Here is a 14840-nt window from a genome sequence, read left to right on the forward strand (position 1 = left end):
CCGTGCCTGGCCTCCTGACCGCAACGCCTATGTAGGGCATACCGCCTGCCACCTTACTGTGCCTCGCGTCCTTCCACTACCCGCGAGGTACCACCCATGGCAACGCCCCTTATCCTCATGCTGTTGGGCGATCACGATCCTTCCATCGTGGCGCACCAGGCGATTCCCCAAGCCCTGGCGCTGACTGCCCAGGCGCTTGAGCTGACCGTCGAGTTCCGCTGGCTCGACTCCACCTCCGCCGAGCAAGGGCTACCCCGCTGCGATGGCCTCTGGTGCATACCCGGTAGCCCGTATCTCAGTCGCCGTGGCGTACTCGGCGCCATCCGCGCGGCGCGGGAGCGCCAGGTGCCCTTTCTCGGGACCTGCGGTGGTTTGCAGTATGCCTTGCTGGAGCATGCCACCTCGCTGCCGGGCTGCGGCGATCTGGTCCATGGCGAGGAAGAGCCCGAGGCGCAGCGGCTCTTGCTGGCGCCTCTGAGCTGCGCGCTGGTCGAGGTCGAAAAAGAAGTACGCCTCGTACCTGGCACCCGATTGGCACAAGCGGAGGGGCGCGAGCGCGGTCGTGCCGGCTTTCACTGCCGTTTCGGCTTGAATCCCGAGTACCTGGCGACCCTGCTCACCGCTGGTTGGCAGGTGCTGGCCTGGGATGACGAGGGACTGCCGTTGGCCTTGGAGCTGACCACCAGTCCTTGTCATTTCGGCACCCTCTACCAACCGGAGCGCGAAGCCCTGACCGGACAGGTTCCGGGCGCGGTGCGTTCCTGGCTCGCCAGCGTCGCCCGTCAACGGGGGCAGGGTGCATGAAGACGTTCGATTTGCCGCCATCCTATGTGGTCGTCGCCTTCCTCTCGCAACGTGCCGGTGACGATCCGGAATACGGCGTCATGGCGCAGCGCATGCTGACGCTGGCAGCCGAACAGCCGGGTTTCATCGGCGTCGAGTCGGTACGGGACGCGCAAGGCCTGGGGATCACCCTGTCCTATTGGACCGACCGCAAGGCGGCCGCTGACTGGGGGAGGCAGCCTGAGCACCGGGAGGCCCAACGCCTGGGACGGGAACGCTGGTATCTCTGGTACCGCACGCGGGTGTGGGACGTGGTGGCGGGGCGGGACACCGTCACTCCACACGAACCGCTCCCAGCGCAGGAGTGACCCGAATCCAGCCGATCAGGTTCTGGTCGCCACTCAACATGACCTTCTTCCAGGGGCGAAAGGGCGTGCTTTCCAGGATCAGGATGCGGTCGCCGGGCTTGAGCATGGCAATCAGCTGGCGGTTGGCGATCAGGCTACGCTCGGGCATGTAGGGATTCTGCATCAGCGGGATCTGGCCACCGCGAATCTGCCAGGTCTCGCCGCGTGAGGCATTGGTGAAGGTCGGCAGCTGGGTCAGCAGCACGGCGAGGGCCAGGAACGCCGTCAGCAGCAGGACGAAGCGACGCGTCACCGTCCGGACGACAGCGATATCGGGAGACAGCTTGCCAAGGGTGGACATGGGGGGCTCTGGGGGCGCATGACGGTGGCTCGATGCTAGCGTCATGCGGCCGTTTGACATCATTCATCTGAATGAAAGATCAAACGGCTACTCATTTGCCCTTTGCAGACTGTGAACGGCCGCAAAGGGTCTTACTAGAGCGGCTCGCTCAGGGCGTCAATTGGCGGGTGACTTCCACCGCCTTTTCAAAGGACGGATAGCCGCTCTTGGCCACCGCCAACTCCGCATAGCCGCTCTTGTAGGTCTGGGCCTGGATGGGATCGGCCTCCGGCAACAGGAAGGGCTCGGAGTAGATGCGATAGAGCAGGGCGAAGGCCAACGGATAGCGTTTTTCCGCGGACTGGTTGAGCAGTTCCAGCACGTCATCGGTCTGCGGGCCCTGCTTGATGGCGATCACGGCCCGGTAGAACTCCACTTCGCCGTCCAGGCTGCTGCCGCCATTGCGCATCAGCAGGGCATCCGCGAGCCGGAGTTGCTCTTCGCTGCTCCCCAGGATCAGCAACTTGGCCTGGAGTAGGTCGTTCTGGCGCAGGAGGCTGATCTGGTCCTCGCTCAGCGGGGGTGTCTCGTTCGCCTCTTGATGACCGCCCAGGGAGCAGCCAACAAGAGAAATACATAGCAACGGGAGCATCCATTTCTTCATATCGAGATCTATCCGCGGAGTCGTGACGCTGGTTCCAAACTTTGGACGATAGCAGTTCTTTGATGATTTGCGCAGAACCGCGCGGGATTCCTGGAGTCGTATCCGCACGTCCAGCGAGCGCCCATGCCTGGCTATTTCCAGCGCCGCGCGCTTCGGGCATTGTATGCGACAAGCGGCTGGATAGACCGCCGTTCGTTTTGCCTTCACGTACAGATCAAAGGACTCCCATGATCACCAAATGTCTGTTTCCGGCAGCCGGCTATGGCACTCGTTTTCTCCCCGCGACCAAGGCCATGCCCAAGGAAATGCTGCCCATCGTGAACAAGCCTCTGGTGCAGTATGCCGTGGAGGAAGCCCTGGAGGCGGGTCTGCACCAGATCGGTATCGTGACCGGTCGTGGCAAGCGTTCGCTGGAAGACCATTTCGACATCAGCTACGAGCTGGAAAGCCAGATCAAGAACACCGACAAGGAAAAGTACCTGGTCGGCATCCGTAACCTGATCGACAACTGCACCTTCTCCTACACCCGTCAGGTGGAGATGAAGGGCCTGGGCCACGCCATCCTGACCGGCCGCCCGCTGATCGGTGACGAGCCCTTCGCCGTGGTGCTGGCGGACGACCTCTGCCTGAACCTGGAAGGCGACAGCGTCCTCAAGCAGATGGTCAAGCTCTACAACCAGTTCCGTTGCTCCATCGTGGCCATCCAGGAAGTCCCGGCCAACGAGACCAACAAGTACGGCGTGATCGCCGGTGAGATGATCCGTGACGACATCTACCGCGTGAACAAGATGGTCGAGAAGCCCAAGCCGGAAGATGCCCCTTCCAACCTGGCGATCATTGGCCGCTACATCCTGACCCCGGACATCTTCGACCTGATCGAGCAGACCGAGCCGGGCAAGGGTGGCGAGATCCAGATCACCGACGCCCTGATGAAGCAGGCCCAGGACGGTTGCGTACTGGCCTACAAATTCAAGGGTCAGCGTTTCGATTGCGGTAGCGCGGAAGGCTTCGTCGAAGCCACCAACTTCTGCTTCGAGAATCTGTACAAGGCGCTGTAAGCCTGCTGTGCAGTCGAAAAGGCCACCTACGGGTGGCCTTTTCGTTTTGGGCGATCGTCCCCCAGTGGCCGTTGCCCTGGGCGGCTTGCGTTATGCTGGTGCCAGCAGAAACCAAGAGAGTGTTCCATGACGACCTATGATTTCGACCTCTTCGTGATCGGCGCCGGTTCGGGCGGGGTGCGCGCCGCGCGCTTCGCCGCGGACTTCGGCGCCCGGGTGGCGGTGGCGGAAAGCCGCTACCTCGGCGGCACTTGCGTCAACGTCGGCTGCATGCCCAAGAAGTACTTCATCTACGGCGCCTCCTTCCGCGACGAATTCCGCCAGGCGCGTGGCTATGGCTGGGACGCCGAGGTGCCGGTGTTCGACTGGAACACCCTGGTCGCCAGCAAGGACCACGAGATCCGTCGCCTGAATGGCATCTATCGCGCCCTGCTGGTCAACAGCGGGGTGACCCTGCTGGAAGCCCATGCCCGCATCCTCGATCCCCATACCGTCGAGGTGGAAGGCCAGCGCTATCGTTGCGCGCGCATCCTGATCGCCACCGGGGGCTGGCCGGACGTACCGGATTTCCCGGGGCGCGAGCACGCCATCACCTCGAACGAGGCGTTCTACCTGCCACAACTGCCCAAGCGCGTCATCGTGGTGGGCGGTGGCTACATCGCCGTAGAGTTCGCCTCGATTTTCCAGGGCCTCGGCGCCAAGACCACCTTGCTGTATCGCCGCGAGCTGTTCCTGCGCGGCTTCGATCGCGGCGTCCGTGAGCATCTGCGCGATGAGATGCAGAAGCGCGGGCACGACCTGCAGTTCAACGCCGATGTGTCTCGTATCGACAAGGCCGCCGATGGCAGCCTGCTGGTGACGCTCAAGGACGGCCGCACCCTGGAGGCCGATTGCGTCTTCTATGCCACGGGGCGCCGGCCGATGCTGGATGACCTGGGCCTGGAAAATACCGCCGTCAGCCTGGACGAACGGGGTTTCGTGGCGGTGGACGAAACCTTCCAGACCACGGAACCCTCCATCTACGCCATCGGCGATGTCATCGGGCGCGTGCAACTGACCCCGGTGGCGCTGGCCGAGGGCATGACCCTGGCGCGCCATCTGTTCAATCCGGAAAGCTACCGACCGCTGAACTACGATCTGATCGCCAGCGCCGTGTTCAGCCTGCCCAACCTGGCGAGCATCGGCCTGAGCGAAGAGGCGGCGCGTGAGCGTGGTCATCGCCTGAAGATCTTCCAGAGCAGTTTCCGGCCGACCAAGCTGAGCCTGACCGATGTCCAGGAACGCACCCTGATGAAGCTGGTGGTGGATGCCGACAGTGATCAGGTGCTGGGCTGCCACATGGTCGGGCCGGATGCCGGCGAGCAGATCCAGTGCCTGGCGATCGCCCTGAAGGCGGGGGCGACCAAGGCCTGCTTCGATGACACCCTGGGCATTCATCCCACGGCGGCGGAAGAGTGGGTGACGATGCGCAAGCCGGTCCACGAAGACCCGGCGCGCTGATCGCGCGCCTGGCCTCCGCGCGGATCACTTGGTGGCAGGGACCGCCACCGGCGGGGCGACCTCCACCACCTGGCGCCGCGCATAGCGCTGGGCCAGCACCGCGCAGACCATCAACTGGAGCTGGTGGAACAGCATGATGGGCAGCAGCACCGGCCCCATGGCGCTGTTGCCGAAGAGGACCTTGGCCATGGGCACGCCCGTGGCCAGGCTCTTCTTGGAGCCGCAGAACACCACGGTGATTTCGTCTTCCTTGCTCATGCCCAGCAGGCGCGCGCTGTAGCGCGTCGCCAGCAGCACCAGGGTGAGCAGGGTGGCGCAGATGCATACCAGCCCGACCAGCGACAGCACTGGCGTCTGCCGCCACAGCCCTTCGATCACCGCCGCGCTGAAGGCGGTGTAGACCACCATCAGGATGGAACCCTGGTCGACGAACTTGAGCTTGCCCTTGTGGTGATCCACCCATTTGCCGATCAGCGGGCGCAGCAATTGGCCGGCGATGAAGGGCAGCAGCAGCTGGACGCAGATCTTGGTGATGGCATCCAGGGTGCTTTGGCCGTCCGAGCCGCCGTGGGCATCCAGCAGCAGCCGCACCAGCACCGGGGTGAGGAAGATACCGATCAGGCTGGACAAAGAGGCACTGCACACCGCCGCCGAGACGTTGCCGCGGGCCATGGAGACGAAGGCGATGGAGGACTGCACGGTGGCCGGCAAGGCGCACATGAACAGCACGCCGAGATAGAGTTCGGGCGTGACCAGGGGCGCCAGCAGAGGCTGCAAGGCCCAGCCGAGCAGCGGAAAGGCGATGAAGGTGAAGCTGAAGACCAGCAGATGCAGGCGCCAATGGGTGATGCCGGCGACCAGCGCCTGGCGCGACAGCTTGGCGCCGTGCAGGAAGAACAGCAGGCCGATGGCGATGTTGGTCACCACGTTGGCGATCTGGGCGGCGAGGCCCCGACAGGGCAGGACGCTGGCGAGGATCACCGTGGCGACCAGCAGCAGGGTGAAGTTGTCAGGCATCAGGCGGGGACGAGCCATGGTCTCTCTCGGGTTGTATGCAGGTAGCCTCCAAGGCTATCGTCTACCGACTCATCCGGCTAACGCGAAAAGCCCCAATGATATCGCCAAACGGACAGGGCGCCGTGGAGCGCCTGGTTCCCGATCTCGCGACCCTGCCGCGCCGTCTCTACGCGCGGGTCGAATCCCTCGAGCAACCGGCCTGGACTCCCTGGCATCGCCATCCCTGGGGGCAGCTGTCCTATGCCATCAAGGGAGTGCTGACGGTGACGACCGCCGAGGGCAGCTATGTGGCACCGCCGCAGCGGGCGGTGTGGATCGCCGCCGACGTGGAGCATCAGGTGCGCTCTTCGCCCCGGGCCGAGATGCGCAGTCTCTATGTCAGCGCCGAGGCAGCACCCTACGTGGGTAGTCACTGCCGGGTGATCACGGTGAGTGCCCTGATCCGCGAATTGATCAAGACCTTCAGCGGCTTCGAACGGGAGTATGACGAGACGGGCGCACACGGTCGCCTAGTGTCGGTGATGCTCGATCAACTCCAGGCGGCGCCCGAGGTGGGGCTGTCGTTGCCCGCGCCTCAGGATGGCCGGCTACGCCAGCTGTGCGAGGCCCTGGCGGCCAATCCTTCGGATGATCGCACCCTGGCGCAGTGGTCGCAGGTGTTGGGGGCCTCGGAAAAGACCCTGAGTCGCGCTTTCCTGCGCGATACCCAGCTGACCTTCAGGACCTGGCGCCAGCGACTGCGGCTGATCAGTGCCCTGGAGCGTCTGGAAGAGGGCGCCGCGGTCACCGAAGTGGCCTTGGACTGCGGCTACAACTCGCCCTCGGCCTTCATCGCTGCCTTTCGCCGGCAATTTGGAGCAACGCCTGGGGCTTTCGCCCTGGGCGTTTGATCAAGCGGTGGCGCCCAGCAAGCTTAAATAGTCACCAAAGCCGCCACGAGCACGGCAATCGAGACGCGAGCTGGTGCGCACGCGAACACTGTTGCTCCAGGCGATATCGGCACCATCGGCCTTGAGGGCGGCCACCAGGCTGACGTCCTCATTGGCCGCCATGGCGGGAAAGCCGCCCACGCGCAGATAGGCGGAGGTGGCGATACCGAAGTTGGCGCCGTGGATGTGCTGATGGCCTTCGCGGTCGTGATAGGCCGCTTCGTAGCGCGCTCTCAGACTGGCGGAATGCGGCGCCCAGTCGTCCACTTCCACCACCCCGCAGACGGCTTCGGCGCCGTAGGCGAGTTGCGCGGCGAACCAGTCCGGCGCTACCTCGGAGTCGGCATCGGTGCAGGCCAGCCAGCGGGCGCCACGCTGGATCAGATGGGCAGCACCAAACGCCCGGGTCATGCCGACGTTGCAGGCCCAGATTTCCAACATGGTGACGGGCAATTGGCGAACGATGTCGGCGGTGCCATCGGTGCAGCTGTCGAGCACGATGACGACCTCGACCTCTTCACCCAGCAGCGCGGGATGCCTGGCCGCGCGCAAGACCGACAGCAGACAGCGTTCGACATGTTGCTCTTCGTTATGGGCAGGTATCACGGCACCTATCATAGAAGCTGCTCCCGGCGGGCGACGGAGGTGGGGTCGGAGGACCAGAGGGTGAGGACGAAATCGGATTCTTCGAGATGACTCAGGCGGTGCAGGCCGGGCAGGGCGGCCAGACGTTCGTGGACCTGGTCGCCGGTCAGGGAGCAACCGTCGATGGGGTGACGCCAATGACAGCCGAGCAGCACGCCACCCGGCAGCAGGGCGCTGTGGGCGTGATCCAGCAAGGCATCTAGACCCTGCTCGCCGAGGTAATAGCCGATCTCGCTGATGACGATCAGATCGAAGGTACCCGCGGGCCAGCCACCCGGCAGCAGCAGATGGCGCACCTCGACGTGGTGCTGATCGGCCAGGCGCGCACTGGCGGTGGCCACCGCGGAGACATTGCCGTCACTCACCAGCAGGTGGTCGCAGCGTTCGGCCAGACGGCGGGACAACTCACCGGTGGAGCAGCCCGGTTCATAACCCTGCGTGTACCGCCGATGCGGCAGGATGGCCAGGGTCAGATCGCGCTTGCGCGCCTCGTACCAGCGATGGCGATAGTCCCAGGGGTCGGCGTTACCGGCGTAGAGGGTATCGAAGTAGCTCATGGAGACGGTCACGTCAGGTAGACCTCCCAGGCACGGGTCAGCCGGGCGACCACCGCCGGTGGCAGGATCGGACCCTGGCCGGTGCTGGGGTCTTCGCTCAACTGGCTACCGAAGGCATTGACCGCCTGTTTCTTCAGCGCCAGGACGTCCTGTTCCAGATTCAGCCGCCGTGCTCGCTCCCAGGGCACGCGGGGGTCGCCCGGCGTGGCCCAGTGCCAGTTCCAGATCGGCACCTCGATACAGCGGGTACCGCGCAGCCGGCAGGCTTCGACGGCAGCGCGACCGGTCGCCTCGTGGTCGGGATGGCCATCCAGGCGCCAGGTGACGAAGACGATGTCCTGGGGCATGAGCACCTCGAGCAGTCGTCGCTGCAGGGCTTCTTCCTGGACGCTCACCTGGCCATCCGGGATCGCCAAGCGAGTCACGGTGGCACGCTCCAGGTGCAGACGGCGCAAGGCTTCGCGGGTTTCCAGTGGACGGGTGTTGCGCAGCCGGCTCGCCGGCCAGAGGCTGGACTGCGGGTGGCTGCCGTCGCCATCGGTCACCGCCACCAGCGCCAGACGACGCCCGAGTTCGTTGAGCAGGTAGAGCAGGCCGCCACAGCCGAGGATCTCGTCATCCGGATGGGGGGCGACGATCACGGCGCGATGGCCGGGCGGGACAAGCTGGGCCGCCTCGATCTCGGGCATGCTGGCAAAGCCACTCCATTGGGCCCAGGCTTCGGGCGAGGTACCCGCCCCCTGGATCTGACGGTCACCTACAGTTGCCAAGGGGCACCCTCCAGCAGATTGAGATCGCCCAGCACCGCCAGATCGCGCTCGGCATGGCTCTGGCGCAGATAGACGGGCAAGTCGGCCATGTGGCGGGCACAGTAGGCGTCGCGGCACAGCGGCGCGGCGCCGAAGGCACGGCCGGTATGACGCACGACGATTTCCGCGCATTGCTCGACCAGGGCACGCAGTTGGCAAATGCGGTAGCGCGCATCGTCCTTGGGATGATGATCGATCCAGTCGGCTGCCTGACGCAGCGCGGTGGCGGCGCCGAGCAGGGCAGCATCGACATGGCCCAGGTGGGCCAGGGCATGAGGCTCGCGATGACGCTTGCAGTGCGCCCTGAGGGTATCGGCGAGCGCCGTCGCCGAACCGAACCAGCAGGCGGCGATGCCACCGCCGCCATGCCAGAAGCCGGGTCGATGCAGATAGCGACCGGGCGCCCCGACCAGCACGCCAGCGGCCCCGTCGAACACGACATCGACGCTGCCGGTGGCCTGCATGCCGATCGCCTGCCAGCCGTCCTGGGTGACCTCGACGCCGGGCTGGTTCATTTCCACCGCCACCAGCATGGGATGATCGTCCATCCAGGCGGTGACCAGGGCATGGCTGACCAGGGAGGCACCCGAGCACCAGGATTTGCGGCCGTGCAGGGTCACCATGCTGTCGACGCTGTAACGCACCAGCAGACGCGCATCCGGTGGTTCGGCCGCCCAGACGCCCCAAAGGCTGTCCGGCGGTGCGGTGAAGCCGTCGAGTTCGGCCAGGATGGCCAGGGCATCGGTATGGCCTTCGTAGAGCTTGACCAGGCCCAGGTCCAGCTTGGCGACCTGAGCGAGGGCACGCCAGCGGTCCAGGGTCCGACCCTGGCCAGGCAGTGGCAGACGGTCGAGGCCGCGCCGATTGAGCGTTTGGAGGCGTTGCTGCAGCAGTGCGGGAGTGACCTCGTCATAGGCCCACTCATCCAGGGTGTCCTGAAGGCTATCCAGATCGATCGACATCGGCTCCATCCCGTGGCTGGCGACGGCGTTGTCCACGACAACGCTCCTAGTTGCAGACCATGGCGAGCGCCGAGGGGTTTCGCTTCGGCGAGACGTTGGCGACGGCAGGCATGCCTCAGTCCACACCCAGGCGCTGGCGCCGGGCCCTGGTAAGCCCCTGGCGCACCTTGGTATACCCGGCCCAAGGGTCGTCCTTGAGCCCTTCGAGCCGTTGCAGCAGGGTATCGAAGTGCCATTGGTCGCTTCGCTCGAGCCTGGCCAGCTCGCTGCGGGCCACGGGGACGGAAACGCCGAGCTGCGGACGGGCGCGCAGGGAGAAGGCGCTGACCGTGGTGGCGCCATGGCGATTGCGCAGGTAGTCGACGAAGATGCGGCCCTGGCGATTCTGCGCGCCCATCTTGGCGGCGAAGAGCTTGGGCAGGGTGTTGGCCAGGTGCTGGGCCGCGGCCTGGGCGAAGGCCTTGACGGTGTCCCAGTCCTGGCGGCGATCCAGTGGCACTACCAGGTGCAGACCGCGCCCACCGCTGGTCTTGACGAAGGCCTGTAGGTCCAGCTCGTCGAGCAGGGTGAGGGTGAGTTCCGCCGCCTCCACCATGCGTGACCAGGGCAGGGCGGGATCGGGATCGAGATCGAGGATGAAACGATCGGGACGCTCGATGCGGTCGGCGGTGGCGTTCCAGGTGTGCAGCTCCACCGTGCCCATCTGGGCGGCGCCGATGAGGGCGTCGCGACTGTCGATGACCATCAGCGGCGCATGACCGGGGTCCAGTGCGGGATCGAGTTCGCGGATGTGGGGGATCGCCAGGGTCTGTTTGTGCTTCTGGAAGATCTGTTCGCCGGCGATGCCTTCGGGCGTGCGCACCAGGGCCACCGGGCGATCGGCCAGGTGTGGCAGGATCCAGTCGGCGACGGCAGCGTAATAGCCAGCCACGTCGAGTTTGCGAGCGCCACTGGCCTCGTCGATGATTCGCTCGGGGTGGCTGATGCGGACCCCAGCCACCTCGGCATCCTTTTGCTTGCCACTCACCTGGCGCGGGGCGCTGTCGGGTCGTTCAGCCTCACGAGCCGGCGTCGCCTGTTCGAGGCCGATCTCCTGAGCCGGCTTGTCGTCGCGCAGGCCGTGGAAGACACCCTGGCGTACGATGCGGTCCTGGGTCATCTCGGCATAGGCGATCTCGCACAGTTGCTCGGGTCTGAGCCAGGTCACCTGCCGATAGGCCGCACCCTTGGGCGGGTCCACCACCGGTGGCCGGTCGATGATCAGTGGCTGGAACCGCTCATGCAGCTGCTTGAGCTGCGCCGCCGTGAAGCCGGTGCCGACCTTGCCGGCGTAATGCAACTGGCCCTGATCGTCGTGCAGGGCGACCAGCAACGCCCCCAGGTGCTGGCGGCCGCCCTTGGGTGGGGTATAGCCGACGATAATGAATTCCTGGCGATGGGCGCACTTGAGCTTGATCCAATCCTTGCTGCGGCGGGAACGATAGGGACTGCCGAGGCGCTTGCCGATCACCCCTTCCAGGCCCAGCTCGCAGGCGCTGGCCAGGATGCGGTCGGCCGGTACCTCGAAGGCCGCGGAAAAGCGCAGCAGGTCACTGTCGTTGCCTTCTTCCAGCAGTTTGCCCAGGAGTTCGCGGCGCTGCTCCACGGGCACCTCGCGCAGATCCGCGCCGTTGAGATAGGGCAGATCGAAGAGGTAATAGGCGATGCGACTGTCCTTGGCGGTTTCGAAGGCGTTTTGCAGGGCCTGGAAACTCGACGCGCCTTGGGCATCGTTCACCACGATCTCGCCATCCAGCCAGGCATTCTCCAGGCCGAGCGCGGCCAGAGCCTTGGCCTGTTCCGGCAAGCGCGCGGTCCAGTCATTGCCGCTGCGGGTGAAGAGGCGGACTTCGTCACCCTCCACACGGGCCAGCAGGCGGTAGCCGTCGTATTTCACCTCATAGAGCCAGTCACCGGCAGGAGGGCTGTCAACCAGGGTCGCCAGCTCGGCGTCCAGGATCTCGGGCAGCTTGGCTTTGCGTGCCTTGGCGGTAGTCTTGCGCGCGGTGGTTGCCTTGGGTTTGGTAGCGGCTTTGCCCTTGGCCTTGCCCTGGTCCAGGCGCGGCAGGGTCTTGTCGCTCAGTACACTGTCGGGTTCGGCGGCGGTCACCTCGTAGTCCGCAGTGTCCCGGGCCTCGTCGTCGCGCTCCTTGATCAGCAGCCACTGCGGCTTGTCGCTGTGCCCGCGCAGTCGGGTGCGGACCAGTGTCCAATGGCCGCGGAGCTTTTCGCCCCTGAGTTCGAACTTGAGCTTGCCGGCGGCATAGCCTTCCGCCGCGTCGCCGTCGGCCTGCCACTCGCCACGGTCCCAGACGATGACATCGCCCGCCCCGTACTGCCCCTCGGGAATGCTGCCCTCGAAGCTGCCGTAGGCGAGCGGATGATCCTCCACCTGCACCGCCAGCCGCTTCTCCCCCGGATCTAGGCTGGGGCCCTTGGGCACGGCCCAGCTCTTGAGAGTACCCTCCAGTTCCAGGCGGAAGTCGTAGTGCAGGCGGCGGGCATCGTGCTTCTGGATGACGAAACTCAGGGCACCCTTGGCCTTGCGGGGGCGGGGGCTGTCCTCGTCGCGGGGTTCGGCGGTGATGTCGAAGTTGCGCTTGCGGTTGTATTCGCTGGTCGAGCTGGCCATGACGGCGCTCCTCACTTGGCCTTGCGGGTGCGACTGGTGGTCGAGCTGCGCCGGCTGCTGGAGCGGCTAGCGGTCTTGCCCTTGGGTGCCGGCTCGTCCTTGTCCTTGCGCTTTCCGCCCAGGCTGCGGCGCAGCAGTTCGGTGAGGTCGATGACGTCCGCACCGCTGTCTTCGGCCGCCGGTTCTTCGGCGACGGCTTCGAGCTTGCCGTCCTTGAGCTTGCGTTCGACCAGGGCCATGACGTTGTCCTTGAAGGTGTCGTGGTACTGGGTCGGGTCCCACTGCTCGGTCATGTCCTCCACCAGGCGCTGGGCCATGTCCACCTCCTTCTTGGTGACCTTGGCGTCCAGGCCTTCCAGGCCCACGTCTTCCGCAGAGCGCACCTCGTCGGCCCAGCGCAGAGTGTTCATCACCAGGGCGTCGCCCAGCGGCATGATCACCGCCAGGTGCTGTTTGGTATGCATCACCACGTTCGCCACGCCGACCTTGCCGGCGGCGCTCAGGGTGTCGCGCAGCAGCGCATAGACCTTCTCGCCGTTCTTGTCCGGCGCCAGGTAGTAGGGTTTCTCGAAGTGCAGGATGGAGATCTCGCGCGCCTCGACGAAGGTGAGGATATCGATGGTGCGGGTGGCCTCCGGGAGCGCGTTGTGGATCTCCTCGTCGCTGAGCACCACGTACTGGCCCTTGCCGTGTTCGATGCCCTTGACGATGTGCTCGCTGGGTACCTCTTTACCGGTGGTCTTGTTGATGCGCTTGTAGCCCACCGGATCCAGGCTGCGGTCGTCCAGCCAGTCGAAGTCGATGCCCGACTGCCGGGTCGCCGAGACGACCGAGACGGGGATGTGCACCAGGCCGAAGCTGACGGCGCCTTTCCAGATCGAGCGGGGCATGGGCGTTCTCCAGGGAAGGGATGTCCCCTATGGATAGGCCGGCGATCCACGGGGTTCCGCCCCGGGGAACCCCGCTCCGTTGTTGGGTTCTACCCCCGAACAGTGATTTTGCCGCCGCAGGCGCAGGGTAGAGGGGAGTAGGCGTGGACAGTGTCGATCAAGAAGTTTTGCGCACGACGGTGGCCTGGCGCCGGGCCGGCCACCGCGTGAGCCTGTTCACCGTGGTCCAGACCTGGGGCAGCTCGCCGCGCCCGCCCGGCGCCATGCTGGCGCTGCGCGGCGATGGCCAGGTCTGCGGTTCGGTGTCCGGCGGTTGCATCGAAGACGACCTCATCGCCCGGCTGCATGCCGGCCAGTTCGCCGGCGAGCGGCCCGAGGTGATCACCTACGGCGTCTCGGGCGACGAGGCCGCGCGTTTCGGGCTGCCTTGCGGTGGCACCCTGCGGCTGGTGCAGGAGCGGGTCGATGACTGGCGGTGGGTGGCGCAGCTACTGGAACGCTGTGACGGCCACGAATTGGCCCTGCGCGAGCTGGACCTGGCGACGGGGGCGGTGCGCATCACCGCCACGACCCGCGACGAGCCGGTCGCCCTGGACGAACACCGTCTGCGCCTGGTCCACGGACCGCGTTGGCGCCTGCTGTTGATCGGCGCCGGGCAGCTGTCGCTGTACGTGGCCGACATGGCCGCCATGCTCGATTTCGAGGTGCTGGTCTGCGATCCGCGGGAAGAATTCCGCCTGGGCTGGGAGACGCGCCAGGCGCGTTTCATCGCCGGTATGCCGGACGACGCCGTGCTGGCGATCCGGCCGGACGAGCGCACCGCCGTGGTGGCCCTGACCCACGATCCGCGGCTGGATGACCTGGCCTTGCTGACGGCGTTGCAATCCGACGCCTTCTACGTCGGCGCCCTGGGTTCGCTGCGCAACAACGACAAGCGCCGTGAGCGCTTGCTGCAGCTGGATGTACCCGTCGCCGCAATCAATCGCCTGCACGGCCCCATCGGCCTGCATATCGGCAGCCATACGCCGCCGGAGATCGCCCTGTCGCTGCTGGCCGAGGTGGTGGCGGTGAAGAATGGCATCGCCCTGACCCAGAAGAAGCGCGCGCTGGTGGCGGTGGAGCAGGTCGCCTGAGCGTGGCGCCGGTACAGATCCTCATCCTGGCTGCCGGCGTCGGCAGCCGCTTTCGCGCGGCGGGCGGGGGCGACAAGTTACAGGCGGCGCTGCCGGGATTCGCCGAGTCGAGCGTCTTGCAGGCAACCTTCCGCCTCTGGACGACGCTCGGCCTGCCATGCCTGGCCGTGGTTTCCGGCGCAGCGCCCTGGCGCGCCGCGTTGGCTCGCCAGGAAGGGTTGCAGGTGCTGAGCCTGCCCACCACGGGGATGGGCGACAGCCTGGCCGCTGCGGTGCGGGCGACGTCCGCGGCCGGGGGCTGGCTGGTGGCCTTGGGTGACATGCCCTTCATTCATCCGACGACCGCTCGCCAACTGCTCGAGCTGCAGCGGCCCGACCGTATCGTCGTACCGGTCCACGCGGGGCGACGGGGACATCCCGTGTTCTTTGGTCGGAATTATGCCGCTGCGCTTGGCGAGTTGAGTGGCGACGAAGGAGCGAAACGGCTGCTGCGCGAGGCGTCGGTGCTAGAGCTGGAGGTCGCCGACGCCGGCAT

15 protein-coding genes and 1 pseudogene are annotated in these 14840 nt (G+C 65.9%); 7 read left to right on the plus strand and 9 right to left on the minus strand.

All coding sequences use genetic code 11. The annotated features are described in order from the left end of the window. Positions 1-96: 96 nt before the first annotated feature. Both CCZ28_RS03320 and CCZ28_RS03325 read left to right on the plus strand, forming a co-directional pair. Positions 97-804, plus strand: a complete 708-nt coding sequence (locus CCZ28_RS03320; RefSeq protein WP_140215871.1) for a glutamine amidotransferase-related protein — start codon at positions 97-99, stop codon at positions 802-804. Next, positions 801-1151 carry an antibiotic biosynthesis monooxygenase family protein gene (locus tag CCZ28_RS03325; protein WP_140215873.1) on the plus strand — a complete coding sequence of 117 codons (351 nt, stop codon included), beginning with the start codon at positions 801-803 and terminating at the stop codon, positions 1149-1151. The genes CCZ28_RS03320 and CCZ28_RS03325 overlap by 4 nt, the downstream gene beginning before the upstream one ends. On the opposite strand, the gene CCZ28_RS03330 is transcribed toward CCZ28_RS03325, so the two are convergent. Further along, positions 1117-1491, minus strand: coding sequence for a hypothetical protein (locus CCZ28_RS03330; protein ID WP_140215874.1), 375 nt, complete (start codon positions 1489-1491; stop codon positions 1117-1119). The genes CCZ28_RS03325 and CCZ28_RS03330 overlap by 35 nt on opposite strands. A gap of 148 nt (positions 1492-1639) precedes the next feature. Further along, positions 1640-2122 (minus strand): hypothetical protein, encoded by a 483-nt coding sequence (locus tag CCZ28_RS03335; RefSeq protein WP_240795221.1) that lies wholly within the window; start codon positions 2120-2122, stop codon positions 1640-1642. 239 nt (positions 2123-2361) lie between these two features. Between CCZ28_RS03335 and galU the strand changes: the two genes are divergently transcribed. Together galU and gorA are read left to right on the plus strand one after the other, a co-directional pair. Then, positions 2362-3192 (plus strand): UTP--glucose-1-phosphate uridylyltransferase GalU, encoded by an 831-nt coding sequence (galU, locus tag CCZ28_RS03340; protein WP_058778310.1) that lies wholly within the window; start codon positions 2362-2364, stop codon positions 3190-3192. A 126-nt stretch (positions 3193-3318) separates the two neighbouring features. Further along, positions 3319-4692 carry a glutathione-disulfide reductase gene (gene gorA, locus CCZ28_RS03345; RefSeq protein WP_140215878.1) on the plus strand — a complete coding sequence of 458 codons (1374 nt, stop codon included), beginning with the start codon at positions 3319-3321 and terminating at the stop codon, positions 4690-4692. Positions 4693-4716: 24 nt separating this feature from the next. Here gorA and CCZ28_RS03350 read toward each other — a convergent pair whose 3' ends face one another. After that, positions 4717-5727, minus strand: coding sequence for a bile acid:sodium symporter family protein (locus CCZ28_RS03350; protein ID WP_140215880.1), 1011 nt, complete (start codon positions 5725-5727; stop codon positions 4717-4719). Between the two features lie 80 nt (positions 5728-5807). Here CCZ28_RS03350 and CCZ28_RS03355 point away from each other — a divergent pair, with 80 nt between their 5' ends. Further along, a complete protein-coding gene (locus CCZ28_RS03355; RefSeq protein WP_437179202.1) occupies positions 5808-6599 on the plus strand; it encodes an AraC family transcriptional regulator in 792 nt (263 codons plus the stop codon). Here CCZ28_RS03355 and CCZ28_RS03360 read toward each other — a convergent pair whose 3' ends face one another. From CCZ28_RS03360 to CCZ28_RS03385, 6 genes are all read right to left on the minus strand, one after another. After that, positions 6600-7256, minus strand: coding sequence for a glycosyltransferase (locus tag CCZ28_RS03360; RefSeq protein ID WP_140215883.1), 657 nt, complete (start codon positions 7254-7256; stop codon positions 6600-6602). Next, positions 7253-7852 (minus strand): class I SAM-dependent methyltransferase, encoded by a 600-nt coding sequence (locus CCZ28_RS03365; protein ID WP_167509200.1) that lies wholly within the window; start codon positions 7850-7852, stop codon positions 7253-7255. The genes CCZ28_RS03360 and CCZ28_RS03365 overlap by 4 nt, the downstream gene beginning before the upstream one ends. Further along, a complete protein-coding gene (locus CCZ28_RS03370; RefSeq protein ID WP_240795222.1) occupies positions 7849-8610 on the minus strand; it encodes a PIG-L deacetylase family protein in 762 nt (253 codons plus the stop codon). Before CCZ28_RS03370 ends, CCZ28_RS03365 begins: the two co-directional genes overlap by 4 nt. Continuing rightward, positions 8598-9611, minus strand: coding sequence for an acyl-CoA dehydrogenase family protein (locus tag CCZ28_RS03375; protein ID WP_167509281.1), 1014 nt, complete (start codon positions 9609-9611; stop codon positions 8598-8600). The genes CCZ28_RS03370 and CCZ28_RS03375 overlap by 13 nt, the downstream gene beginning before the upstream one ends. Before the next feature lie 115 nt (positions 9612-9726). Then, positions 9727-12282, minus strand: coding sequence for a DNA ligase D (gene ligD, locus CCZ28_RS03380; RefSeq protein ID WP_140215889.1), 2556 nt, complete (start codon positions 12280-12282; stop codon positions 9727-9729). Positions 12283-12293: 11 nt separating this feature from the next. After that, on the minus strand, positions 12294-13172 hold the full coding sequence (locus tag CCZ28_RS03385; RefSeq protein WP_140215891.1) for a Ku protein: 879 nt from the start codon (positions 13170-13172) through the stop codon (positions 12294-12296). A gap of 143 nt (positions 13173-13315) precedes the next feature. Between CCZ28_RS03385 and CCZ28_RS03390 the strand changes: the two genes are divergently transcribed. Continuing rightward, positions 13316-14305 carry an XdhC family protein gene (locus tag CCZ28_RS03390; protein WP_140215892.1) on the plus strand — a complete coding sequence of 330 codons (990 nt, stop codon included), beginning with the start codon at positions 13316-13318 and terminating at the stop codon, positions 14303-14305. Positions 14306-14307: 2 nt separating this feature from the next. Continuing rightward, a pseudogene (locus tag CCZ28_RS24640) lies at positions 14308-14790 on the plus strand (nucleotidyltransferase family protein); the annotation flags it as partial. Between the last annotated feature and the right edge of the window lie 50 nt (positions 14791-14840).

The organism is Pseudomonas oryzihabitans (assembly GCF_006384975.1).
GTDB classification, from domain to species: domain Bacteria; phylum Pseudomonadota; class Gammaproteobacteria; order Pseudomonadales; family Pseudomonadaceae; genus Chryseomonas; species Chryseomonas psychrotolerans_B.

Coding starts and splice junctions, on each gene's coding strand:
- CCZ28_RS03320 (WP_140215871.1), top strand. CDS start 97: ATGGCAACGCCCCTTATCCTCATGCTGTTGGGCGATCACGATCCTTCC.
- CCZ28_RS03325 (WP_140215873.1), top strand. CDS start 801: ATGAAGACGTTCGATTTGCCGCCATCCTATGTGGTCGTCGCCTTCCTC.
- CCZ28_RS03330 (WP_140215874.1), bottom strand. CDS start 1,491: ATGTCCACCCTTGGCAAGCTGTCTCCCGATATCGCTGTCGTCCGGACG.
- CCZ28_RS03335 (WP_240795221.1), bottom strand. CDS start 2,122: ATGCTCCCGTTGCTATGTATTTCTCTTGTTGGCTGCTCCCTGGGCGGT.
- galU (WP_058778310.1), top strand. CDS start 2,362: ATGATCACCAAATGTCTGTTTCCGGCAGCCGGCTATGGCACTCGTTTT.
- gorA (WP_140215878.1), top strand. CDS start 3,319: ATGACGACCTATGATTTCGACCTCTTCGTGATCGGCGCCGGTTCGGGC.
- CCZ28_RS03350 (WP_140215880.1), bottom strand. CDS start 5,727: ATGGCTCGTCCCCGCCTGATGCCTGACAACTTCACCCTGCTGCTGGTC.
- CCZ28_RS03360 (WP_140215883.1), bottom strand. CDS start 7,256: ATGATAGGTGCCGTGATACCTGCCCATAACGAAGAGCAACATGTCGAA.
- CCZ28_RS03375 (WP_167509281.1), bottom strand. CDS start 9,611: ATGTCGATCGATCTGGATAGCCTTCAGGACACCCTGGATGAGTGGGCC.
- ligD (WP_140215889.1), bottom strand. CDS start 12,282: ATGGCCAGCTCGACCAGCGAATACAACCGCAAGCGCAACTTCGACATC.
- CCZ28_RS03385 (WP_140215891.1), bottom strand. CDS start 13,172: ATGCCCCGCTCGATCTGGAAAGGCGCCGTCAGCTTCGGCCTGGTGCAC.